Source organism: Methylocella sp., from assembly GCF_044226135.1.
Taxonomy (GTDB): domain Bacteria; phylum Pseudomonadota; class Alphaproteobacteria; order Rhizobiales; family Beijerinckiaceae; genus Methylocapsa.
Genome location: NZ_JBGAHM010000009.1, coordinates 50,919 through 71,984 on the forward strand (window position 1 = coordinate 50,919; position 21,066 = coordinate 71,984).

Consider the following 21,066-nt stretch of genomic DNA (forward strand, 5'->3'; position numbering starts at 1 on the left):
ACGTAGCATCCGCGCGCTTCTGGAAAGGGGCCGACCGCCCGGCCGGCTCATAGACGCCCGTCGTCCCGCCTCAAGTCCTCCCGCCGACGTCCGTCCAGCCGCATGGTTTCGATCGCGACGCTCCGGCCGGCGGCATGCGGCCCGGCGGGCGCGACGCGACAGGCGGCGGACCGCGCGATTCGGGCGGCCGCGCGACCAAAGACAAGGCGGGAGAGCGATGAGGAGGAACGGTCCATGGTCGAGGCCCTGATCGACGGCAAGCCCGCCTCGCTCGACGCGGCGACGGCGCGCGCCGCAGAAATCCTGTCCGCCGCGCGTTTCCCGCTGATCGGCGGGCTCGGCGCCGACGTCGCCGGCGCGAGCGCCGCCATTCTGCTCGCCGAGCGCCTGCGCGGCGCCTATGACCACATGCGCTCGGCCGAGATCTTCCCCGACCTCGCCGTGTTCCGGCAGGCCGGCGCCATGATGACCACGCCCTCCGTCGCGCGGCTCCAGGCCGACGTGCTGGTGTTCGTGGGCGACGACCTCGCCGAGATCTGGCCGCAGGTCATGGAGCGCCTCGAGCCCGGCGCCGTCCCCTATTTCGACCTTGAGAAGGCGCGCCGCAAGATCGTCTGGATCGCCCCGCCGAAGGGCGCGAAGATCGACGGCGCGGAGCTGCTTACGCTCGAGGGCCTCGACGTCAAGAGCGCGCTCGCGCTGCTGCGCGCGCGCGTCGCCGGCAGGCCGGTCGCCGCGCCCGCCGCGACCGTCGCGGCGTTTGACGCGGCGGCGGCGATTCTCAACGCGGCCCGGTTCGGCGTGTTCGTCTGGGGCCCGCGCCTGCTCGACGCGCTCGCCGTCGAAATGGCCCTCGGGCTTCTCCTCGACCTCAACAAGACGACCCGCTTCACGAGCCTGCCGCTCGGGACGAGCGACAACGCCGCCGGCGTCACCCAGACGTCGGGCTGGAGCACCGGCTTTCCGCCGCGCACCGGCTTCGGGCGCGGCTATCCCGAGCATGACGCCTGGAAATATCAGGCGGCCCGCCTGATCGACGCCGGCGAGGCCGACGCCGCGCTGTGGATCTCGTCCTACAGCGCGAGCGCGCCGGACTGGGCCGGGGCCGCGCCGCTCGTCGCGCTGACGGCGCAGGAGACGCCGTTCAAATCCACGCCCGCCGTCGAAATCCGCGTCGGGCGCCCCGGCGTCGACCATGACTGCGCCGATTTCGCCAGGGAGGCCGCGGCGATCGTCGCGCGCACGGCCTCAGCGCCGAGCGCGGCGCCCACGGCCGCGGCGGTCCTGCGGGCCATCGCCGCAAAGCTGCCGCAAGGCGCCAAAGGGACGGGAGACGCCTGATGCTCACTCTTCTGAAAGGCGGCCGGGTCGTCGATCCGCTCAACGGGCGCGACGAGGTCGGCGAGGTCTGGATCGAGGACGGCCGCATCGTCGCGCCGCCGCAGGGCAAGGCGCCGGATCGGACCTTCGACCTCTCCGGCAAGATCGTCATGGCCGGCGCGATCGACATCCATTCGCACATCGCCGGCGGCAATGTGAACACCGCCCGCCTGCTGCTGCCCGAGCTGCACCGCGCCCGCATGGCGCCGCAGCTGCCGCTCGGCACGGCCAAATGGTCGACCTATGAAACCGGCGTGATCTACGCCGGCATGGGCTTCACCACGGTGGTCGAGCCCGCCGTCGCGCCGCACCAGGCGCTGCAGGCGCACCTTGAACTGTCAGACATCCCGATCATCGACAAGGCCACGCTGACCATTCTCGGCAACGACGACTTCTTGTTGTCTCTGCTGCGCGACAATGAGAGCCCGGCGGCGGTCGCCGACTATGTGGCGGCGACGCTCGCCGCGACCAACAGCCTCGGCCTCAAATGCATCAACGCCGGCGGCGCCGAGGCGTTCAAATACAACGCGCGCACCTTCGGCCTCGACGACGTGGTGCCTTTCTATGGCGTGACCTCGCGGCGCATCGTCGAGGGGTTGCAGCAGGCGCTCACCGACCTCAAGGTGCCGCATCCGCTGCATCTGCACATGAACAATCTCGGCGTGCCCGGCAATGTCGAGACGGCGCTCGCCACCATCGAGGCGGCGCGCGGCATGCCGCTGCATCTCGCCCACATGCAGTTCTACGGCTACGGCTCGGAGGGCTCGCACGGCTTCTCGTCGGCGGCGGCGCAGGTCGCGGCCTCGGTCAACAGCCACAGCAACGTCACGATCGACGTCGGCCAGGTGATGTTCGGCCAGACGGTGACGATCTCGTCCGACGTGCTGCGCCAGTTCAGCGCGACGGGCGGCGCGAAGCCGAAGAAGTCGGTGATCTACGACGGCGACGCCAACGGCGGCGGCATCGTCCCCTATCTCTACAGGGAGGGCGATTTCGTCAACGCGCTGCAATGGGCGATCGGCCTCGAACTGTTCCTGCTGGTCGAAGATCCCTATCGCATCTTCTTCACCACCGACCACCCGAACGGCGCGCCCTTCACCTCCTACCCGGACATTCTGGCGCTGCTGATGAGCCGCCAGAAGCGCGCCGAGGTTCTCGCGCGCGTGCCGCAGGACATGCTTTCGCTGACCACCCTGCCCTCGATCGACCGCGAATATTCGATCCATGACGTCGCGACCATGACGCGCGCCGCGCCGGCCCGGCTGTTCGGCTTCAAGGACCGCGGCCAGCTCGCGCCGGGCGCGGTCGCCGACGTCGCGGTCTACACGCCGGGCGACGATTTCGCGAAAATGTTCCGCCGCGCGCATCTCGTGTTCAAGGACGGCGACCTCGTCGTGCGCGACGGCGAGATCAGCCATTATCGCTGGGGCAAGGCGCTGAAGGTCATGCCCGGCTTCGACCGCGCCATCAACCGCCGGCTCGAAGACTATTACGAGCGCCACTACGGGATTTCCTACAACATGTTCGCGGTTCCCGAGCATATCCTGCCGCGCGAAAACCCCTTTGAGGAGGTCGCATGCGCGCGATAACCGCCAACGGCGTCCGCATCGACGACAGCTTCGCGGAAGCCTTCCCGATGCGCGGCACGGCGATCGTGCTGACGGCGCCCAACGCCAAATGGGCGATGCAGGCGGCGGTCACCATGACCGGCTTCGCCACCTCGGTCATCGGCTGCGGCGTCGAGGCCGGCGTCGACCATGAGCTGTCGCCCGACGAGACGCCGGACGGGCGCCCCGGCGTGCGCGTGCTGCTGTTCTCCATGTCGACCGACATGCTCGGCTCGCAGCTCGTGACCCGCGCCGGCCAATGCGTGTTGACCTCGCCGGGGTCGGCCTGCTTCGCCGATTTCGACGCGCCGGACCGCATTCCGATCGGCGACCAGCTGCGCTATTTCGGAGACGGCTGGCAGATCTCGAAGAAATTCCTCAACCGCCATTTCTGGCGCGTGCCGGTGATGGACGGCGAATTCCTCTGCGAAGGAACCACCGGCCTCACCAAGAAGGCCGTCGGCGGCGGCAATCTTCTGGTCATGGGCGCGACTTTCGAGTCGACCATGAACGCCTGCGAACACGCGCTCGAGGCCATGAAGAAGATTCCCGGCGCGATCATGCCTTTCCCCGGCGGCGTCGTGCGCTCGGGCTCGAAGGTCGGCTCGAAATACGCCGGCGTGCCGGCCTCGACCAATGACGCCTATTGTCCGACGCTGCGCGGCGTGACCAAAACCGCGCTCGAGGACGACATCGGCTGCGTGCTCGAAATCGTCATCGACGGACTCGACGAAAAGGCCGTCTCCGACGCCACGCGCGCCGGCCTCGGAGCCATCGTGGCGCTTGGGCCCAAAGACGGCGCCCTGCGCGTCGGCGCCGGCAATTACGGCGGCAAGCTCGGGCCGTTCCATTTCCATCTCAAGGACCACCTGCCGTGACCGTGCGTCTCACCCTCAAGGCGGAGCCGGACCAGCGGCTCGACCTCTCGCCGCTCGTCCCCCATCTCCTCGCCGGCAAGAGCGAGGCCGAGATCGCCGCGATCGAGCTTCAGACCACCAGGGAAAAGCGCACGGTCGGCGACATGTTCTCCGTGAAGCTCGACGGCGACGGCGAGGCGGTGCGCATCGAGGGCGGCTCGGCGCGCTTCGACCATGTCGGCGCGGCGCTCGCCTCGGGCGAACTCCTGCTCGAAGGCGACTGCGGCCAGTCGGCCGGGCGCGGCATGTCCGCGGGCCGGCTGACGATTCGCGGCTCGGCCGGCCCCTTCGCCGCCTCCGCCCTTTCGGGAGGGATCATGGAGATTGCGGGCGACGCCGGCGATTTCCTCGGCGCGCCGCTCGACGGCGAGATGGAGGGCATGAGCGGCGGGCTCGTCGTGGTGCGCGGCTCGGCCGGCGCGCGCGCCGGCGACCGGATGCGGCGCGGGACGATCGTCGTCGAAGGCGCGGCCGGCGACTACGCCGGCAGCCGCTTCATCGCCGGCACGCTGATCGCGGTCAGGGGCGCCGGCGCCCTGCCCGGCTATCTGATGCGGCGCGGCACTCTGGTGCTTGGAACCGCGCCCGCGCTCGGGCCGACCTTCGTCGACTGCGGCGCGCATCGCCTTTCGTTCATGGGCCTGTTCGCCCGTTTCCTGAACGACTACAGCGCCGGCGCGGCGACGCTGCTGCGCGAGCGCTGCGCCCGTTTCGGCGGCGACACGGCGGCGCTCGGCAAGGGCGAAATTCTGTTTCCGGCGGCCTGAAGGCCGCCGGCGCCTTATAAGCGCTCAGCCCCGCGCCATCGACCTGGCGCGGGCGCGCAGCAGATTGAGGCAGTCGAGGCTCGCCGCCATGTCAAGCGCGGAAAAGCCGTCCTGCGTCTCAAGCTTCGGATCGGCGCCGGCGGCGAGAAGCCGCGCCGTCGCCTTCGCCCTGCCGGCCGAGGCGGCGTACATGAGCGCCGTCACCCCGCCGTCGTTGCGGCTGTCGATTGCCGCCCCGGCTTCAGCCAGAAGGTCGATCATCTCGCCGCGGTCCTCGACGCAGGACAGCCAGACCGCCGTGTTGCCATCGCCGTTGCGCGCCTCGAGCTCGGCGCCGGCGGCGATCAGCGCGCGCGCGGCCTCGGGCTCGCCTTCGAGGCAGGCGCGCATCAGCGGCGTCAGGCCGCGCGGATCGCGCGCCAGCGCGCCCGCAAAACCCTTCGCGCCGAGCCAGAAGTCAAGGTCGAACCCCATCAGCCGGCCTTCCGCGCCCAGGCCTCATAGCCGCCGTCGAGGCTGTAGACCTCCTGAAAGCCGAAATCGGTCAGGATGCGCGCATATTCCTGGCTGGCGTTGCCATGATAGCAGCAGATCACGACCGGCGCGGCCTTGGGCGCCTTTTGGATCACTTCGCCGAGCCCGTCCATGGTCAGATGGCGCGCGCCCTCGATATGGCCGCGGCCGTAGCTGCCGGGATCGCGCACGTCGAAGACGAGCGCGCCCTCCTGCGCCATGACCGCCCTCGCGCCGTCGACGTCGACGCGCCTGTAGCTCTTGCGCTCCATATTTTGCTTGCGCTCCCTGTCGGAGCCCGGCGCGCGAAGGAGCGTGCTTGCGCCGCGCCGGGCGTCCGCGAAAAGATCAGTCCGGCATGATCAGGGTGACGGGGCCGTCGTCGTCGTCGCCGCCCGGCGCGAAGGGGTCGCGCTTGCCGTCGTCCTCGACGAGCTTGACGCCGACGAGGCAGACCTCATGGTCGATCACCGCGACGGCGACCGGTTCGAGGCTCTTGTTGACGCAGGCGCCGTCGACGCAGACGCCGGTCTCGACGTCGAACAGCGCGCCATGCTGGCCGCATTCGAGATTGCGCCGGTCGAGGCTCAGCAGGCGCCCGTTGCCGCCGTCGAGCCGAACGCCCTTGTGCGGACATTCGTTGACGTAGCCGACGTAAGTGTCAGCCATGGTGCGCATGATGATGATCGAGACGGGCTTCTCCTCGCCCTTCTCGTCGATGTGCATGAATTCGAAAGCCGCCGCCGCGCCGGGCTCGAAGGCTTCCTCGTCCGCGATCGCGAAGACGTCGATATCTTCTGCCGCCACACCCATCCGCCCTGATCTCCCAAGCTTCGGCGCGGCCCCGGAAGGCCGCGGCGCCCCGGGTCGCCGGCTTCGCGCCGGACCCGCTCGCGTCAGAACAAAGGTGCATGAAGCGTGCCGGAACGTCGGCCCGCGCCCTCCAGCGCGTTTCCCCGCCTTGAGCGCCCGGGGCGGCGCGTCGGGCGCCTCGCCGCCCCGGCGCGTCTCGGGTCTGGAACAGGTCCAGACTGTGTCGCAATCCCGACATCGGGAGCGCGTCGCCGAAAAGGCGCCCTTGGCCGCGCCGTTCAGCCGATGCTGGCGAGGCCCGGAAACGTCTGGATCAGCCAGAAGGAGGCGTCCTGGACCGCCCCGGTCAGAAAGGCCACTCCGGTCGCGACGAGAAGCCCGCCGACGACCTTCTCGAACAGGCCGAAATGACGCCGGAAGCGCTTGATGGCGTGGACGAAAGGCTCGATCGCGAGCGCCGCCAGAAAGAACGGCGCGCCGAGCCCGAGCGAATAGAGCGCGAGCAGCGCCGCGCCCCGCCAGGCGGTCTGCTCGGAGGCCGCGACCGCCAGAATGGCGGCGAGAATCGGCCCGATGCAGGGCGTCCAGCCGAAGGCGAAGGCGAGCCCCATGACATAGGAGCCCCACGGCCCGACCGGCTTCTGAACATGCACGCGCGCCTCGCGATACAGCGTCGCGAAGCGGAACACGCCGAGAAAATGCAGCCCCATCAGGATGATGACCGCGCCCGCAATGACGGAGAGGGCATGCAGGTGCTCGCGCAGGAGCTGGCCGATCACCGAGGCCGTCGCGCCAAGGGCGACGAACACCGTCGAGAATCCGGCGATGAACAGCGCCGCCGCGGTCAGGATGTCGCGCCGCGCCTTCGCCTCGCGCTGGGTCGCCACCTCCTCGATGGTCGTGCCGGCGAGATAGGTGAGATAAGGCGGCACGAGCGGCAGGACGCAGGGGCTCAGGAAGGACAGGAGCCCGGCGAGAATCGCGGCGGAAAGCGAGACGTCATGCATGACGCGCTTTTAGACTCGCGGGCCCGCGCCCGCCAGCGCGACGCGCGCCCGCAGGCCGCCGGCCCGTCAAACCGGCGTGACCTTGAGCCCCCGCTCCAGCCCCGCGCGCGCTTGCCTCGCGCCCTTGCCTCGCGCCCGCGAAAATGAAAAATGACGCAAGCGGTCAGGCGGCGCGCGGGCGGTCGCAGACGGCGGACGAGCAGGCGAAGGAGCGGGGGCGACGCCAGAATGACGGTCTTCCTCGCCTTCTTTCTGAACATCGTCTTCAATTTCGCCGTCGGCCTCATCGTCGCGCGCTTCCTCGGGCCTGAGGAATATGGCCGCTTCGCGCTGGCGCACGCCACGGCGATCGCCGTGCAGACCGCCTTCTTCGACTGGGTCCGGCTCGGGGCGACGCGCTTTTATTCGGAGCGCGTGCGCAGCGCCGACCCGGCGCTGCGGGCGACGCTCGATTTCGGCTTCGCGGCGCTCGCCATGGGCATCACCGCCGGGGCGGCGCTGCTGCTTCTGTCGGGCGCGCGCTTCACGCTGTCAAACGGCCTCATCATGCTGGCGCTGGGCGTCGCCGTCGCCAACGGGCTTTACGATTATTACACGGCGCTGGTCAGGGCGCGGTTCCAGGACCGGCTGTTCGCGCGCCTGCTGATCGTGCGCAACATCCTCACCTTCGCGCTGATGGGCGGAGGCGCCTTCTATTTCGGATCGGCGAAAATGACGCTGATCGGCGGCATTGTCAGCCTTGCGGGCTCGGTCGTGACGGCGCGCGCCGCGCTGCAGGATCCGCTCTCCGACCCGCGGCTCGCGAGCGCCGAACAGGCGCGCCGCCTCATGGCCTACAGCCTGCCGATCGTCGCGGCCAATCTGCTCTATCTCTCGATTCCGCTCGCCAACCGCGCCATCGTCGCCGCCGTCTACGGATTTTCGGAGGCCGGCCAGTTCTCGCTCGCCTATGACTTCGGCGCCAAGGCGGTGCAGGCGATCGGCTCGGCGCTCGACGTCGTGCTGTTCCAAATCGCCGTCGCGACGCATGAGCTGCGCGGCTCGGCGCCGGCGCGCCGGCAGGTCGGGCGCAACATGACCATCGTGCTCTCGATGGTGCTGCCGGCCTGCACCGGGCTCTGGCTCATTCTTCCCTCGGTTCAGCTGCTGATCGTGCCGTCGGAGTTTCGCGGGCCGTTCGGCGACCTGCTCACCCTGATGATGGCCGGGCTGTTCTGCATGGCGCTGATCCAATACGCCGTCGGGCCGATCTTCCAGATCGAGAAGAAGACCCTGCCGATCATCGTCGCGGCTCTCGTCGCCTGCCTGGTCGATCCGCTCCTGATCTTCGCCCTGCCGCGCAGCTCCGGCGCGGCGGGGCTCGCCGTCGCCCAGACCGGCGCGCTCGCCGCCTCGCTCGTCACGCTGCTGATCTTCGCGGGGGCCGCGCGCCCGTGCTGGCCCAGGCTGCGCGACGTCGGCGCGATCATTCTCGGCAATGCGGCGATGATCGCCGCGCTCGCCCCCTGGCGCGAGCACGACCCGGGCCTCGCCACGCTCCTGCTGCAGGCGTGCGCGGGCGCGGCGATCTACGCCGCGATCGTCATGGGCGCCGACATCGCCGGCATGCGGACGCTGGCGCTCGACCAATATCGCAAGGCGACGGCGCGCCGCCGCAAGGCCGCGCCCTGATCACGCCCGCTTCTGCATGAGCAGGCTCGCCCAGCCCTCGATGTCGACGCGCTGCTGCAGCACGACGCCCTGCGCGCGATAGGCGGCGAGAACCCCCGGCGCGTCGCGCGCCAGAAGGCCCGAGAGAATGACGTCGGCCCCGAATTCGCTCGCCGCCGCGATCTGCGGCGCGAGCGCGCGCAGGGGCTTCGCCAGAATATTGGCGAAGACGAGCTCATAGGGCGCGCCCCGGCGCAGCACGGGATGGGAGAGGCCCGAGGCCTCGACCGGCTCGACGAGGCCCGAAACCCCGTTGAGACGCGCGTTCTCGGCCGCGGTCGCGACCGACACGGGATCGATGTCGCAGCATTCGACCCGCCGCCGGAACAGCTTGGCGGCGGCGATGGCGAGCACGCCCGTCCCCGTGCCGACGTCGAGAATGGCGCGCGGCCTGCGCCGGCGGGCCACCTTGTCGAGCAGCAGCAGGCAGCCGCGCGTCGTGCCGTGATGGCCGGTGCCGAAGGCGAGCGCCGCCTCGACCTCGATCGCGATCTCATGGTCGCGGATCTCGTCGCGGCTATGCGCGCCATGCACCACGAAGCGGCCGGCGCGCACCGGCTTCAGCCCTTCGAGGCTCGACGCCACCCAGTCGCGCGCCTCGACGCGGCCGAAGGTCAGCGCCCGGGCGGCCGCCTCGCCGGCCGTCGCGGCGACGAGGGCGCGCAGCGCGTCCTCGTCGGGCGCCGACCCGAAATAGGCCTCGACCAGCCAGGGGCCGCCGCTCCAGTCCTTGGTCGAGGGCTTTTCCTCGAAGGCGGCGACGGCGGCGTCGGCGGGATCGAAGGTCTCGACGACGACATCGGAGACGAGGCGCGCCGTGGCCTCGTCGCAGGACAGCCGCATCACATGGGCGGCGTTGTTGGGCGGCAGGCCTTCGAGCATCACAGGCGCCCGCGCGGACAGGGGATGGCCAAGGCTATTTCTTGCCCTTCTTCTTGCAGATCTTCTGGCATTTGCCGCCGCCGCACCATTTGCATTTGCTCATCGCCCGATCTCCCGTCGCGGCCCCGAAGCGCCATATAATACAGGCTCGCGCCCCGCGGAAAAGCCGCTCGCGGCCGAAGCGCGCTTCAAGAAAGGCTGACGTCATGGACGCAAAGACCTATCCCGTCACGCACAGCGACGAGGAATGGCGGAAAATCCTCACGCCCGAGCAATATGTGGTCATGCGCCGCCACGGCACGGAGCCGGCGGGAAGCTGCGCGCTGAACCACGAGAAGCGCGCCGGCGTGTTCTCCTGCGCCGGCTGCGGCCAGGAGCTGTTCGCCTCGCAGCGCAAGTTCGAGAGCGGCACCGGCTGGCCGAGCTTCAACGATCCGGTCCCGGGCGCGATCGAAGAGTCGCAGGATTCGAGCTTCGGCATGCGCCGCACGGAGGTGCATTGCAGCCGCTGCGGCTCACATCTCGGCCATGTCTTCCCGGACGGCCCGCCGCCGACGGGCCTGCGCTACTGCATCAACGGCGTGGCGATGAATTTTACGCCCGGAGCTTAAGGGATATAAACCGCCTCGATCACCTTGAGCTCGGCCCCGAGCGGGTCGGCCTCGAGGCGCACGACCTCGGCCATCAGCTTGTCGCGGAACTTGTAGGCGCGCCGCCAGCCGTCCTCATTGGTCGGCGGCCAGGGCGTGAAGGTCTTCTTGTCGACCATCAGGGCCTCGCAGCGCAGGCGCGGGCCGGTGATGTTGCGGGCGATGATATACATCAGGACCTCCGGCGCGTTTCCGGCGAGCCTTGGCCGCGGCGCCGGCGGGCCCTCCGCCTCGGCCGGCCGCAGGGCCGCCACAAATCCTAACGCGTCGCGCCGCGCGCCACAATGGCCGGCCGGGCGGGCGGCCGCGCGCGCGGCGTCGAAGCGGTTCCGCTTTCGTGCGAAATCCTCTATTGCCGGAGCGACCCTTCCCGGCCGCGCCGCGCGCCAGGGCTGAAGCTCGCGCGGGCGCCAGTTTGACGGACAGCTAGAACATGGCGGCGATGATCGACGGCCCGCGACTTGCGGCGAAATCCAGGACGGCGAAGCAGCTCGTCGTCTTCCTGCACGGCTATGGCGCCGACGGCAACGACCTGATCGCGCTCGGCCAGCAATGGCAGGCCTTCATGCCCGACGCGGCCTTCGTCTCGCCGCATGCGCCGGAGCCCTGCGTGCAGTCGCCGGGCGGACGGCAGTGGTTCGGCCTGACCATGCGCGATCCGGCCGAGCGCTGGACCGGCGTCAACAAGGCCGGCCCCACGCTCGACGCCTTCCTTGACGCCGAGCTCGAACGTCACGGCCTCGACGATTCGCGGCTGGCCCTCGTCGGCTTCAGCCAGGGCACGATGATGGCGCTGCATGTCGGCCTGCGCCGCAAGCGCGCGCCCGCCGCCGTGCTCGGCTATTCGGGCGAGCTCGTCGGGCCGGAGCGCCTTGAGGCGCTCGCCGCCGAAAAGACCGGCAAGCCGCCGGCCGTGCTGCTCGTCCATGGCAGCGAGGACGAGGTGATCTCGCCCGAGGCGCTGTTCCTGTCCGGCGAGGCGCTCGCCGCCGCGGGCGTGCCCTGCCAGTGGCATTTTTCGGTCGGGCTCGGCCATGGCATCGACGGCGCGGGGCTGCGCCATGGCGGGCTGTTTCTGGCGAACAGCCTGAAGATCAGGATCGATCCGAAGCTGCGCGCGCGGCTTTGAGCGCGGCCGTGAACGCGGCGGCCTTGCCGGCCCGCGCGACCGGCGCGACGCCGACGGCCTCCGCGGCGGGGACGAACTGCGGCGCGCTCTCCTGCGCGCGCTGCCCCGCGGGCACCGGCCGGTAAAGCTGCTTCGTCGCCTCGACGACGACCACGCCGGCGCCGGGCAGGCCGAACAGCGCGGCGATCTTCTCGAAGCCGGCGCAAAGGCGCAGCAGCGCGCGCGAGCGGAACGGCGGCGTATGCAGCGCCTCGTCCCAGTGGGCGGGCTCGAACAGGGTTTCGCGCATCAGTTCGCGCAGCTGCCCGCGCGAAAAGGGCTGGCCATGGCCGAAGGGGGTGCGCTCCGCCCGCGCCCAGAAGCCCGAGCGGCTCGGCGCGACGATGAGAAGCCGCCCGTTCGGCGTGAGCACGCGCCACGCCTCGGCGAGCAGGTCGCGCTGGCGTTCGTCGGTCTCGAGCCCATGGATCAGGATCGCGCGGTCGATCGAGGAATCGGGCAGCGGCAGCGCCGTCGGCTCCACGAGGCCGCTGGCGTTGAGGCCCTCGGTCGGCCAGCGCATGACGCCCTGGCGCGCCGGCATCAGGGCGATCGCGCGCACCGCCTCGTCGCGGAACATGTCGAGATAGGGCGTCGCATAGCCGAGCCCCAGGACGGAAAGGCCGACGCAGTTCGAGAACCGCCGCCGCACGATCTGGGCGATCTGCCGGCGCGCCAGCTCGCCCTGCGGGGAGGCGTAGAAGCGGCGAAGGGCGGAGACGTCGAAGGGCATGGCGCGCTGGCGGCTTTGAGGCTTCGCCCAGAGTTTTAGGCGCAACGCGGGCAAAAGGAAACTGCGGCCGCCCCGGCTCACGGCCCGCCGCCGCTCACGACGACGTCAGCCGGCCCGCGGCGACATTTGACGGGCTCGCGGCGGCATTTGACGGGCTCGCGGCGGCATTTGACGGGCTCGCGGCGCGTGGCAATATCGCGCCGCCCTCACGGAGCCGCGCCCATGGCCCTGCACATCCATCAGTTTCTCTGCCTCAAGGACAATTTCGGCGTTCTCGTGCACGACCCCGAGACGCGGGCGACGGCGGCGATCGACGCGCCCGACGCCGCGCCGATCCTCGCCGCGCTGAAGGCGCGCGAATGGATTCTGACCGACGTGCTGCTGACGCATCACCACGCCGACCACGTGCAGGGCGTCCCGGGGCTCAAAGCCGCCTTTCCGCAGGTCCGCGTCGTCGGCCCGCGCAGGGAGGCCGACAAGATCGGCGCGCTCGACCTCGCCGTGGCCGAAGGCGATCCCGTCATCATCGGCTCGATCGAGGCCCTGACCATCGAGGTTCCGGGCCACACCAGCGGCCATGTCGCCTACTGGCTCGAATCCGAGGACGTCGCCTTCGTCGGCGACACGCTGTTCGCGCTCGGCTGCGGCCGCGCCTTCGAGGAGGCGCCGCGGGTGCTCTATCATTCGCTGAAGAAGCTCGCCGCCCTGCCCGACGAGACGCAGATCTATTGCGGCCATGAATACACGCTCGCCAACGCCCGATTCGCGCTCTCGGTCGATCCCGGCAACGCGCTTTTGAAGGAGCGCGCCGCGGCCGTCGCCGCGCTGCGCGAAAAAGACGCCTTCACCCTGCCGACGACCATCGCCATCGAGCTTGCGACCAACCCCTTCCTGCGCGTCGAGGAGCCTGACTTTCAGGCCGCGCTCGGCATGGCCGGCGCCGAGCCCGAGGCGATCTTCGCCATGCTGCGCGAGCGGAAGAACCGGTTTTGAACGGGCTTTCGGGCCGCAGCGCCGAAGAGGTCGCGACGCTTCTCGGCCTCGCGCCGCACCCCGAAGGCGGGCTCTACCGCGAAACCTTTCGCGACGCGGCGCTGACGGCCGAAGGGCGCGCGGCCTCGACGCTGATCTATTTCCTGCTGCGCGCCGGCGAGCGTTCCCGCTGGCACAGGGTCGACGCGGCCGAGGCCTGGCATTTTTACGCCGGCGCGCCGGTCGAGCTCGGGCTTGCCGGGCCGGAGGCGCCGCCGGAGCGCCATCGGCTCGGCGCGGATCTTTTCGCCGGCGAGCGGCCGCAGCTCGTCGTCCCGGCGCATGGATGGCAGAGCGCCGAAAGCCTCGCGCAGCCCGGCGGCTGGAGCCTCGTCGGCTGCCAGGTCGCGCCCGGATTTGAATTTTCGCGCTTCGAGCTCGCCCCGCCCGGCTGGCGTCCGCCGGGCTGGCGCGAGCCCGAACCGCCGGCGGGCGGCTGAAACGGCGGCGAAGGCGCCGCCGCGGGCCGAACCTCCGTCCCTAAAGCGCCGGCTCGCGCCCGCGCGTCTCTTCGACGATCCGGCCCGAGGCGAAGCGCGCCACGCGCCCGCAGCGGGCGGCGAGTTTTGGGTCATGCGTCACGAGCGCCAGCGTCGCGCCGCGCTCGCGCTGCAGCGCAAAGATGAGGTCGGCCGCGGCGGCCCCGGTCTCGGCGTCGAGATTGCCGGTCGGCTCGTCGGCGACGAGCAGCGAGGGGCGCGGCGCGAGCGCCCGCGCCAGCGCGACGCGCTGCTGCTCGCCGCCCGACAATTGCGCCGGATAATGCGCGAACCTATCTTTGAGCCCGACGCCGGCGAGTTCTTCGGCCGCCTTGCCGAAGGCGCGCGGATCGCCCGCAAGCTCAAGCGGCAGCGCGACGTTCTCGAGCGCCGTCATGGTCGGGATGAGATGAAACGACTGGAACACGACGCCGACATGCGCGCCGCGAAACCGCGCCAGCGCGTCCTCGCCAAGCGCGTCGACGCGCGTTCCGCTGACCGAGATCGCGCCCGATTCGATCCGCTCAAGACCGGCGAGCGCCATGAGAAAAGTCGATTTGCCGGAGCCCGACGGGCCGACGAGCCCGACGCTCTCGCCCTGCGCGATGGCGAGCGAAACCCCTTTCAGAATGTGAACGCGGGCGGCGCCGCGGCCAAGGCTCAGATGCACGTTTTCAAAAACGACGGCGGGCTCACCCATTGCGAGGGCTCATGCGGCGGCTCCTGACGAAACGGCCCGGCGCGCGACGGGCGGACGAGGACTTATATGGCGGGCGGCGGCGCTTTCTCAAAGGCGCGCTTCTCGCCGGCGCGGCGGCGGCGCTGTGCGGCGCGGCGTCGCCGCGTCTTTGCGCCAAAGAGACCGCGGCGAAGCCGGCGCAGGGCGACATCGTCATTCTGGCGCTCGGCGACAGCCTGACGGCCGGCTATGGGCTGCCGGCGGCGGCGGCCTTTCCGGCGGCGCTGGAGCGCCGGCTGCGCGCGGACGGCGTCGCGGCCCGCGTCGTCAACGCCGGCGTTTCGGGCGACACGACCTCAGGCGGGCTCGCCCGGCTCGACTGGGCGATGGGCGACGGCGTCGACGCCGCGATCGTCGAGCTTGGCGCGAACGACATGCTGCGCGGCGTCGACCCGAAGATCGCCCGGGCCGCGCTGCGCGGCATCCTTGAAAAGCTGCGCGCGCGCGGCGTTCCCGTGCTCATCGCCGGCATGCGCGCGAGCGGCAATCTCGACGCGGCCTATCGGGCCGAATTCGACGCGATCTATCCTGATCTCGCGCGCGAGTTCGACGCCGCGCTCTATCCGTTCTTTCTCGACGCGGCGTTCGGCCGGCCCGCGCTCCTGCTGCCGGACGGGCTGCATCCCAACGCCGCCGGCGTCGAGGCGATCGTCGCGGCGATCCTGCCGCAGGCGAAGGCGCTGGCGGCGAAGGCCCGCGCCGCGTCATCCCCAGAAAACTCGGCCGCGCCAGGCGCCGGCGACGCGGCCAAAGGCGCCCTTGATACAAAAGGTTGAACGTTGGCCGGCGGCGCGGCGCAAGGCCTTTGCGCGGCGGCGGCATTTCCGCGGCGCCGCAAAAATGCTAGGAAGGCCGCGTTCAGCCTTGTCATGCGAATCGGCTTCTTTCTCCACCGACCTGGGAGGAACCATGCCTCGCCTCTTCACCGGCCTCGAGATCCCGCAGGAGATCGCGACCGATCTGTCCATGATGCGCGGCGGCATCCATGGAGCGCGCTGGATCGACGTCGAGAATTACCACATCACCCTGCGCTTCATCGGCGACATCGACGCCGCCGCCGCCCATGACGTGCACCAGACGCTGTCGCAGATCCGGCGCAAGCCGTTCGAGGTGTCGCTCGAAACCCTGGGCTTCTTTGGCGGCGACAAGCCGCGCGCCATCGTCGCCAGGGCGAAGCCGGCCGCGCCGCTCGTCGAGCTGCAGGCGCAGCAGGAGCGCCTGCTGCGGCGGATCGGCATCGCGCCCGAGCCGCGCAAATTCGTGCCGCATGTGACCCTGGCGCGGCTGCGCGCCGCCTCGGCCATGGCGGTCGCGGACTATCTGTCGTCGCGCGCGTTCGTTTTCTCGAAGCGCTTCGAGGCGAGCCGCTTCGTGCTGTTCTCGTCGCGCGATTCGGTCGGCGGCGGCCCCTATGTGGTCGAGGCCGCCTATCCGCTCGGCTGAGCCGGGCGCGGCGCGGCCTCAGCGCCGGCGCAGGATCATCGGCAGGCCGCCGTCGGGCCGCAGCGTCACGCGCTGCACCGGCTTTGGCGCATGGCCGCGCGGCGTTTCGAGCGCGAAGTCGCGCACGATATGGGCCAGAAGAATCGCCGCCTCCTGCAGCGCGAAGGCGCCGCCGACGCAGACGCGCGGCCCGGCGCCGAGCGGCAGATAGGCGAAGCGGTCGATCTTTTCCCGCGCCCCCGGCAGAAAGCGGCGCGGGTCGAACAGGTCAGGCTCGTCCCACAACAGCCTGTGCCGGTGCAGCACCCATTGCGAGACGACGACCAGCGTTCCCCGGCGCACGCGCCGCCCGGCGAGCGTGTCGAACTCGACCGCCTCCCGGCTCATGCTGGCGACCGGCGGATAGAGCCGCATCGCCTCCTCGATCACGGCGCGGGTCTCGACGAGGCGCGCGGCGCAGGAGTCGGCCGGCCCTGACAAGGCCGCGTCGGCCTCGGCGGCGAGACGCCGGCGCCAGTCGGGCGCAAGCGAAAGCAGGTAAAGCGACCAGATCACGGCGTTCGCCGTCGTCTCATGGCCCGCGCCGATGAAGGTCGCGATATTCGCCCTGACCTCGGCCGGCGTCAGCCCCTGCCCCGTTTCGGGGTCGCGCGCCAGCAGCAGAAGGCCAAGGAGATCGCGCGGCGCCCCGGCCGGATTTCTCGCGACGAGACGCCTGCGCCGCGCGATCAGCGCGTCGACCGCCTCCTCGAAAAAGACGAGCGCCTTTCCCGATCGGCGCCGGCCAAGGCGCGGCGCCCAGTCCGGCAGGTCGAGCAGGTCGAACGGGTCGAACGTCCCGACGCTGCGGAAAAAATCGGTCAGCGGCCGGGTGAAGGCCGAGGCGTCGCGCCCGAGCCCGTCCGAAAACAGGGTGCGGCCCAGAATGTCGAGCGTCGCGCCGGCGATCTCGGGCTGGACGTCGAAGCGCCGCCCCTCCGGGAGGCGACGCCAGCGCGCGACGAGCGCGGCCGCCGCCTCCGCCATCACGCCCGCGAAGGCGGCGACGGCGCGGGGCGTGAACAGCGGCGCAAGCGCGCGGCGCTGCGCGCGCCAGGCCTCGCCCTCGACCTCGAGCAGCCCGTCGCACAGGCTCTCGCCCAGAAGACGCTTCTGCAGCGCGTCCTTGCGATAATTGGCGGCGTTGTCGACCAGCACGCGGCGGATGGCGGCGGGATCGCTGACGACGGCGATCGGCCCCAGAATCGTCCGGCCGATGAGAATCGGCTGCTCGAAATGCGCCCGCGTCCAGGTCTCGATCGGATTCCGGCGCAGAAGCCGCAAGGTGGCGAAGGCCGACAGCGGCCGCTCCTGCGGCGGCGGCGCGGGCGGCCGCACAAAGGCGGCGCGGGCGGGGTCGGAAGCGGCGCGCGAAAACTCCATGGGGAAAGTCTATGCGCGGCGCGAGGCAAGGCAAGCGGGGCCGGACGCGCAACCGACAGGACGCGCTCGAAACCGGGGCGCGCGCAAAACCGGGCGGAATGCGACAGCGCCACGGCGCGCAGCCGCGGCGGCGGGAAAAAGCAGGCGCCCGCTTGCAAGAGCGCGGCGGGCGCGCTAGAAGCTGCGCTCCACCCGCTGCTCCCTTCGTCTAGCGGTCTAGGACGTCGCCCTCTCACGGCGAAAACAGGGGTTCGAGTCCCCTAGGGAGCGCCATTGATTCCAATGGGTTAGCTGAACGGCTCCGGCCTCTGTCCAAGTTTTGGCCAATATATCGAGCTGGAGCGCCGTGGGTTTCCACGCAGTTTTGCGGGGTCGCGCCCCCGTCGCCAAGGCGCGCCGCATCGCGGCGCTGACCCGTTCGGCAGGGCTGCGCCGCCTTCTCGCCGCTGAGCCGAGCAGCGTCGGCTCATGGTCAACAGAGCGCTGCCCGGTAGGCGTCGACGGCCGCGCGCCCGTTCGCCCGGCTGACCTCGGTCAAGGCGATGATCTCGGCGCGCTCCGGCGAGAACGCATAGCCCGTTTCAAGCGCCTCAATGATCGCGTCCGAACCTTCGTTCGCCGCGAACCCGGCGGCGATCGTCTCCTGGATCATGTCGCGCGTATAATCCGTGATCGCCATGTCGGGATCAGGGTTCGGTGCGGTGCGGCCATCCTTGAGCCGGCGCATCCCGACGAGCTCGGCGCCGCGCTGGCGGGCTTCGTCCGCGGCGCGCCGGTTCGCCTGGCGAACAAGATCGCTCGCCGTCTCGACGCCGATTTGCGCGAACGATCCGCCCGACGAGTCCACGGCGACGCGCGCGAGGTGCGAGCCGACGCCGTCGGCCGTGTTCGACCCGGCTTCCTGCTCGCACAGGATCCCAATGATCTGCTCCTCGGTAAAACGCGATCCCTTCATCTCCGCCTCCCGCTCGGGCGGACTCTACTCAAAATCGGAGGAGTTTCAGGGACTCAGCTCAGCCTCGACCCGGCATGTCGAAACGAGAGCAGTCGGCCGCTGGATATCAGCGTCGCCAAGCGCCGCCGCGGCGCTCCGCCTCTGGCTTTCAGCCTCAATCGAGGCTCGCAGCGCCGCGAGCCTTTGCGCGTTCGCTGCGAGCCCCTTCCCGATGCGGCCCAGCCCCGTCTCAATGCCGTCGAGGCGCTCCATGACGCCGTTGCGTCGCGTCAGAAGCTTTCTCTCAGATGGACCGCCTCAGCCTCCGGATGGCGCCGGGCGATGGCGATCCGCCCCGGCAGGCCGAGGAAGACCGCGCCGGTGAAGGCCAGCGCCGCGAAGGTGATGTCGTCCCAGAAATCGAGCTCGGAACCCATGGCGGGCATCGGTCAGGGTTGCAGCGCGATCTCGCCCGGCCGCCAGCTCTGGTCGAACCAGGGCTCCAGCGGGCCGTAGAGGCGCAGGATCATGAACCAGCCCTTGCCGGGAATGGTTTCGACCCAGTTGCTCTCCATGCCTTCGGGGGCTTTGGGACCGAACCACACGTCCACAGAGCCGTCTGCATTGACCTTCAGCTTCCTGTCCTGACTGGACACGCTGGGAAACTGCTGGTTGGTCTGCAGCATGGAGCGCGTCTGGGTGTCGTAGACAATGACCGACCAGAAATCCTTCACCGGAATGTTCGGCGGCAGATGCAGCTTGTAGGCTTTGGCGCCGTCGAACGGATTGCCGTCGGCGTCAAGCGCGGTCCACGGATACTGCGAGCCTTCGCCGACCATCTTCTCGGCCATGGCCGGCGTGACGCCCGTTGCGATGTAGTAGAAGAAAGCCGCGCCATCGAGATTGCTCACGCCTGGCGACGCCTCGAACTTGTAGCCGCCGAAAAATGGCTTGCGCCACTGGCTGTCCGGATAGATGAAGCCGTCCTTGAGCCGCATCTTGTAGGCGATCGTCCGGACCGTGACGGCGCCGATATTGGCGGCGTCGGCCAGGATCTGCTTCATGCGCCCGTCCGGCGTGAAAGGCTTGCCCTTCTCGATTCCGATCGAGGCGAAGAGGCCGAGCGTCGTCGGGTCCGAGCCCGAGGACGGTTCGGTTTGGATCGCCTCGTTGAGCAGCTCCCAGAAGGCGTAGTCGCCCGGCGGCACGAAATTGGAAGGCTTGCCGGAGAGATCGACATATTTGATCGGATGAGCGTCAGGCGCTTCGCCGAGCGGATAGATCTTCAGCGTCTTTTTCACGAGATCGACGCCGGGCTTGGGCGAGCCGTCGACCAGGAACGAGCGGAACGGCATCCAGTTGCCATAGGTCGCCGGGCGGACGACGAAATAGCCATCAGGCACATTGCCTTGATAACCGGGTGGCAGGATCAGATATTTACCGCCCTTGCCGCGATCCGCGCCGGTGACGCCGACATCGGCCACCCAGCGATACCAGACGTCGTCGATCAGCCCGAGCACCTTGGGCGGAATCTCGACCACCAGCGGACCCTTGCTCGTGTCGAGCCAGATGAAGCTGTAGACTGTGTTGTCGTTGGCTGTCAGCTCGACGGTCTTCGAATCGACCAGTCGCTCCCAGATCACGTCGGTCTGGTTGACCGGGCCATAGTCGCGCAGCGCATTGCGCATCGCGATCTGGTTGACGATCGGAAGTCCGAGCAGATAGGCCTGCAGCGCGCGCGAGCGGTCGAGATTGTCGTAGATCTTGTCGGCCGTTTCAGGCGCGGGAACACCATCGTGCAGTTGCAACGTCCCGATGGAGCTGTCGACTCTGTCCGGCGTCGCAATCCCCGGGGCGATCGCCGTCGTCATCTTGTAGCTCTCTGCCTTGGCGGGCGCGAGCATCGCGGCGCCCAGGAGCAGAGCCGCGGGAATGGCGAGCTTGGTCATCTTGTCATTCTCTATGTGGCGGCGGGGCGGGTTGCGGTTCATGCCAGCTCCGCTGATCTGAGAGCCGGGCGCGGCCACACGCCTGTTTGAGCGGGCGACTTCAGGGCTTCACGTTACACGCGCCTTCTTTGCAGGCGTCATAAGTGTTCTGCAGATTGTCTTGAACAATCCAATTATACCCCTCAGGCGTGGAAATGATCAGATCCTGATCGAGGGTGACGACCCGGTATTTCCAGCCCTTCGGCAGTTTAAGCTTGGCCGCCAGATCCTTCAACCCCTCATAGGTCAGGCTCGGATCGACGATCTTGCCGAAGGCCTGCATCACCCAAGGCGTGCCGCGAGGGTCTTCAAGGACATAGAGCGGCTTGCCCTTCTCGAAGGTGAACGTCGACTTGCGGTGTGACTTGAGCTCCTCGTAGGGCGTCATGTGCGCGACCTTGAGGTCCATGCCCTCGGGCAGCCGGCCTTCGCCCCACCAGCGCGTCTCAAGTCCTTCGAAGGCGTGCGTCGGCCCGACCGGAATCTCGATCTTGTCCATGGTCCAGCCGCGCGGGCCGTTCTTGTAGGCGGCCAGCACGTCATAGGTCTTTTCCAGTCCCTTGACCGTGACCTTGTCCCACATGGACGCCGGACAGGTATCCATCTTGTCGGCGGCATTGTTCAGATTGCTTGTGTTGAAGTAGACGCCCGCAATGCCGGTCGCGGGCGTTCCAGCGAACAGCCAGACCTCGCAATACTGGACCGCGCGAAGCCTCTCGTAGGTCGTCATTTCCGGGGCCTTGGGGGTCGGAATGGGCATGCGACCTTCGGCCGTCGCCGCGCCGGGAGACCACATTATGGCGGCCGCCAGCACGACGGCGGTTCTGATTGACGGGTTCTTCATGGCAGTTCTCTCGTTTGTGTGGCGGGCGTTCATGCTCT

24 protein-coding genes and 1 tRNA gene are annotated in these 21,066 nt (G+C 69.5%); 12 read left to right on the forward strand and 13 right to left on the reverse strand.

Going from position 1 to position 21,066, the window contains the following annotated elements; translation table 11 throughout:
* Nucleotides 1-234 precede the first annotated feature (234 nt).
* The 4 genes from ACILRB_RS06350 to ACILRB_RS06365 are packed head-to-tail and all read left to right on the forward strand — an operon-like array spanning nucleotide 235 to nucleotide 4,671.
* The gene (locus ACILRB_RS06350) at nucleotides 235-1,341 is read left to right on the forward strand and encodes a tungsten formylmethanofuran dehydrogenase (protein ID WP_395665459.1); all 1,107 of its coding nucleotides are present in this window, start codon (nucleotides 235-237) and stop codon (nucleotides 1,339-1,341) included.
* A complete protein-coding gene (locus ACILRB_RS06355; protein WP_395665460.1) occupies nucleotides 1,341-2,969 on the forward strand; it encodes a formylmethanofuran dehydrogenase subunit A in 1,629 nt (542 codons plus the stop codon). The genes ACILRB_RS06350 and ACILRB_RS06355 overlap by 1 nt, the downstream gene beginning before the upstream one ends.
* Entirely contained in the window at nucleotides 2,957-3,865 is a 909-nt protein-coding gene (gene fhcD, locus ACILRB_RS06360; RefSeq protein ID WP_395665461.1) for a formylmethanofuran--tetrahydromethanopterin N-formyltransferase, read from the forward strand. The genes ACILRB_RS06355 and fhcD overlap by 13 nt, the downstream gene beginning before the upstream one ends.
* A complete protein-coding gene (locus ACILRB_RS06365; protein ID WP_395665462.1) occupies nucleotides 3,862-4,671 on the forward strand; it encodes a formylmethanofuran dehydrogenase subunit C in 810 nt (269 codons plus the stop codon). The genes fhcD and ACILRB_RS06365 overlap by 4 nt, the downstream gene beginning before the upstream one ends.
* Before the next feature lie 24 nt (nucleotides 4,672-4,695).
* On the opposite strand, the gene ACILRB_RS06370 is transcribed toward ACILRB_RS06365, so the two are convergent.
* The 4 genes from ACILRB_RS06370 to ACILRB_RS06385 all read right to left on the reverse strand — a co-directional run bounded on the left by ACILRB_RS06370 (nucleotide 4,696) and on the right by ACILRB_RS06385 (nucleotide 7,004).
* Nucleotides 4,696-5,145 (reverse strand): ankyrin repeat domain-containing protein, encoded by a 450-nt coding sequence (locus tag ACILRB_RS06370; protein WP_395665463.1) that lies wholly within the window; start codon nucleotides 5,143-5,145, stop codon nucleotides 4,696-4,698.
* On the reverse strand, nucleotides 5,145-5,456 hold the full coding sequence (gene glpE / locus ACILRB_RS06375) for a thiosulfate sulfurtransferase GlpE (protein WP_395665464.1): 312 nt from the start codon (nucleotides 5,454-5,456) through the stop codon (nucleotides 5,145-5,147). The genes ACILRB_RS06370 and glpE overlap by 1 nt, the downstream gene beginning before the upstream one ends.
* A gap of 76 nt (nucleotides 5,457-5,532) precedes the next feature.
* Nucleotides 5,533-5,991 (reverse strand): Rieske (2Fe-2S) protein, encoded by a 459-nt coding sequence (locus tag ACILRB_RS06380; protein ID WP_395665465.1) that lies wholly within the window; start codon nucleotides 5,989-5,991, stop codon nucleotides 5,533-5,535.
* Nucleotides 5,992-6,275: 284 nt separating this feature from the next.
* On the reverse strand, nucleotides 6,276-7,004 hold the full coding sequence (locus ACILRB_RS06385; protein WP_395665466.1) for a cytochrome c biogenesis CcdA family protein: 729 nt from the start codon (nucleotides 7,002-7,004) through the stop codon (nucleotides 6,276-6,278).
* Between the two features lie 228 nt (nucleotides 7,005-7,232).
* On the opposite strand from ACILRB_RS06385, the gene ACILRB_RS06390 reads away from it, so the two are divergent.
* Nucleotides 7,233-8,675: a lipopolysaccharide biosynthesis protein gene (locus tag ACILRB_RS06390; RefSeq protein ID WP_395665467.1), complete on the forward strand. Its 1,443-nt coding sequence runs from the start codon at nucleotides 7,233-7,235 to the stop codon at nucleotides 8,673-8,675.
* On the opposite strand, the gene ACILRB_RS06395 is transcribed toward ACILRB_RS06390, so the two are convergent.
* Nucleotides 8,676-9,596, reverse strand: coding sequence for a 50S ribosomal protein L11 methyltransferase (locus tag ACILRB_RS06395; RefSeq protein ID WP_395665468.1), 921 nt, complete (start codon nucleotides 9,594-9,596; stop codon nucleotides 8,676-8,678). It lies immediately after the preceding gene.
* 206 nt (nucleotides 9,597-9,802) lie between these two features.
* Between ACILRB_RS06395 and msrB the strand changes: the two genes are divergently transcribed.
* On the forward strand, nucleotides 9,803-10,207 hold the full coding sequence (gene msrB / locus ACILRB_RS06400) for a peptide-methionine (R)-S-oxide reductase MsrB (RefSeq protein ID WP_395665469.1): 405 nt from the start codon (nucleotides 9,803-9,805) through the stop codon (nucleotides 10,205-10,207).
* Here msrB and ACILRB_RS06405 read toward each other — a convergent pair.
* Nucleotides 10,204-10,419: a hypothetical protein gene (locus ACILRB_RS06405; RefSeq protein WP_395665470.1), complete on the reverse strand. Its 216-nt coding sequence runs from the start codon at nucleotides 10,417-10,419 to the stop codon at nucleotides 10,204-10,206. The genes msrB and ACILRB_RS06405 overlap by 4 nt on opposite strands.
* Before the next feature lie 260 nt (nucleotides 10,420-10,679).
* On the opposite strand from ACILRB_RS06405, the gene ACILRB_RS06410 reads away from it, so the two are divergent.
* On the forward strand, nucleotides 10,680-11,375 hold the full coding sequence (locus tag ACILRB_RS06410; protein ID WP_395665471.1) for an alpha/beta hydrolase: 696 nt from the start codon (nucleotides 10,680-10,682) through the stop codon (nucleotides 11,373-11,375).
* Here the strand turns inward: ACILRB_RS06410 and ACILRB_RS06415 are convergent.
* A complete protein-coding gene (locus tag ACILRB_RS06415; protein WP_395665472.1) occupies nucleotides 11,341-12,147 on the reverse strand; it encodes a class I SAM-dependent methyltransferase in 807 nt (268 codons plus the stop codon). The genes ACILRB_RS06410 and ACILRB_RS06415 overlap by 35 nt on opposite strands.
* 222 nt (nucleotides 12,148-12,369) lie before the next feature.
* Between ACILRB_RS06415 and gloB the strand changes: the two genes are divergently transcribed.
* Nucleotides 12,370-13,140, forward strand: a complete 771-nt coding sequence (gene gloB / locus ACILRB_RS06420; protein WP_395665473.1) for a hydroxyacylglutathione hydrolase — start codon at nucleotides 12,370-12,372, stop codon at nucleotides 13,138-13,140.
* Nucleotides 13,137-13,619 (forward strand): cupin domain-containing protein, encoded by a 483-nt coding sequence (locus ACILRB_RS06425; RefSeq protein ID WP_395665474.1) that lies wholly within the window; start codon nucleotides 13,137-13,139, stop codon nucleotides 13,617-13,619. The genes gloB and ACILRB_RS06425 overlap by 4 nt, the downstream gene beginning before the upstream one ends.
* A gap of 40 nt (nucleotides 13,620-13,659) precedes the next feature.
* On the opposite strand, the gene ACILRB_RS06430 is transcribed toward ACILRB_RS06425, so the two are convergent.
* Nucleotides 13,660-14,358 (reverse strand): ABC transporter ATP-binding protein, encoded by a 699-nt coding sequence (locus ACILRB_RS06430; RefSeq protein ID WP_395665475.1) that lies wholly within the window; start codon nucleotides 14,356-14,358, stop codon nucleotides 13,660-13,662.
* An 11-nt stretch (nucleotides 14,359-14,369) separates the two neighbouring features.
* Between ACILRB_RS06430 and ACILRB_RS06435 the strand changes: the two genes are divergently transcribed.
* Both ACILRB_RS06435 and thpR read left to right on the forward strand, forming a co-directional pair.
* Entirely contained in the window at nucleotides 14,370-15,173 is an 804-nt protein-coding gene (locus tag ACILRB_RS06435; protein WP_395665476.1) for an arylesterase, read from the forward strand.
* A 133-nt stretch (nucleotides 15,174-15,306) separates the two neighbouring features.
* Nucleotides 15,307-15,840, forward strand: a complete 534-nt coding sequence (gene thpR, locus ACILRB_RS06440; RefSeq protein ID WP_395665477.1) for an RNA 2',3'-cyclic phosphodiesterase — start codon at nucleotides 15,307-15,309, stop codon at nucleotides 15,838-15,840.
* A gap of 18 nt (nucleotides 15,841-15,858) precedes the next feature.
* On the opposite strand, the gene ACILRB_RS06445 is transcribed toward thpR, so the two are convergent.
* A complete protein-coding gene (locus ACILRB_RS06445) occupies nucleotides 15,859-17,262 on the reverse strand; it encodes a cytochrome P450 (protein WP_395665478.1) in 1,404 nt (467 codons plus the stop codon).
* A 197-nt stretch (nucleotides 17,263-17,459) separates the two neighbouring features.
* On the opposite strand from ACILRB_RS06445, the gene ACILRB_RS06450 reads away from it, so the two are divergent.
* A tRNA-Glu gene (locus ACILRB_RS06450) sits at nucleotides 17,460-17,535 on the forward strand.
* A 199-nt stretch (nucleotides 17,536-17,734) separates the two neighbouring features.
* On the opposite strand, the gene ACILRB_RS06455 is transcribed toward ACILRB_RS06450, so the two are convergent.
* From ACILRB_RS06455 to ACILRB_RS06470, 4 genes are all read right to left on the reverse strand, one after another.
* On the reverse strand, nucleotides 17,735-18,217 hold the full coding sequence (locus ACILRB_RS06455) for a hypothetical protein (protein ID WP_395665514.1): 483 nt from the start codon (nucleotides 18,215-18,217) through the stop codon (nucleotides 17,735-17,737).
* Nucleotides 18,218-18,486: 269 nt separating this feature from the next.
* The gene (locus ACILRB_RS06460) at nucleotides 18,487-18,633 is read right to left on the reverse strand and encodes a hypothetical protein (protein ID WP_395665479.1); all 147 of its coding nucleotides are present in this window, start codon (nucleotides 18,631-18,633) and stop codon (nucleotides 18,487-18,489) included.
* 12 nt (nucleotides 18,634-18,645) lie between these two features.
* Nucleotides 18,646-20,187, reverse strand: a complete 1,542-nt coding sequence (locus ACILRB_RS06465; protein WP_395665480.1) for a DUF1254 domain-containing protein — start codon at nucleotides 20,185-20,187, stop codon at nucleotides 18,646-18,648.
* A gap of 58 nt (nucleotides 20,188-20,245) precedes the next feature.
* Entirely contained in the window at nucleotides 20,246-21,028 is a 783-nt protein-coding gene (locus tag ACILRB_RS06470; RefSeq protein WP_395665481.1) for a hypothetical protein, read from the reverse strand.
* Nucleotides 21,029-21,066 lie beyond the last annotated feature (38 nt).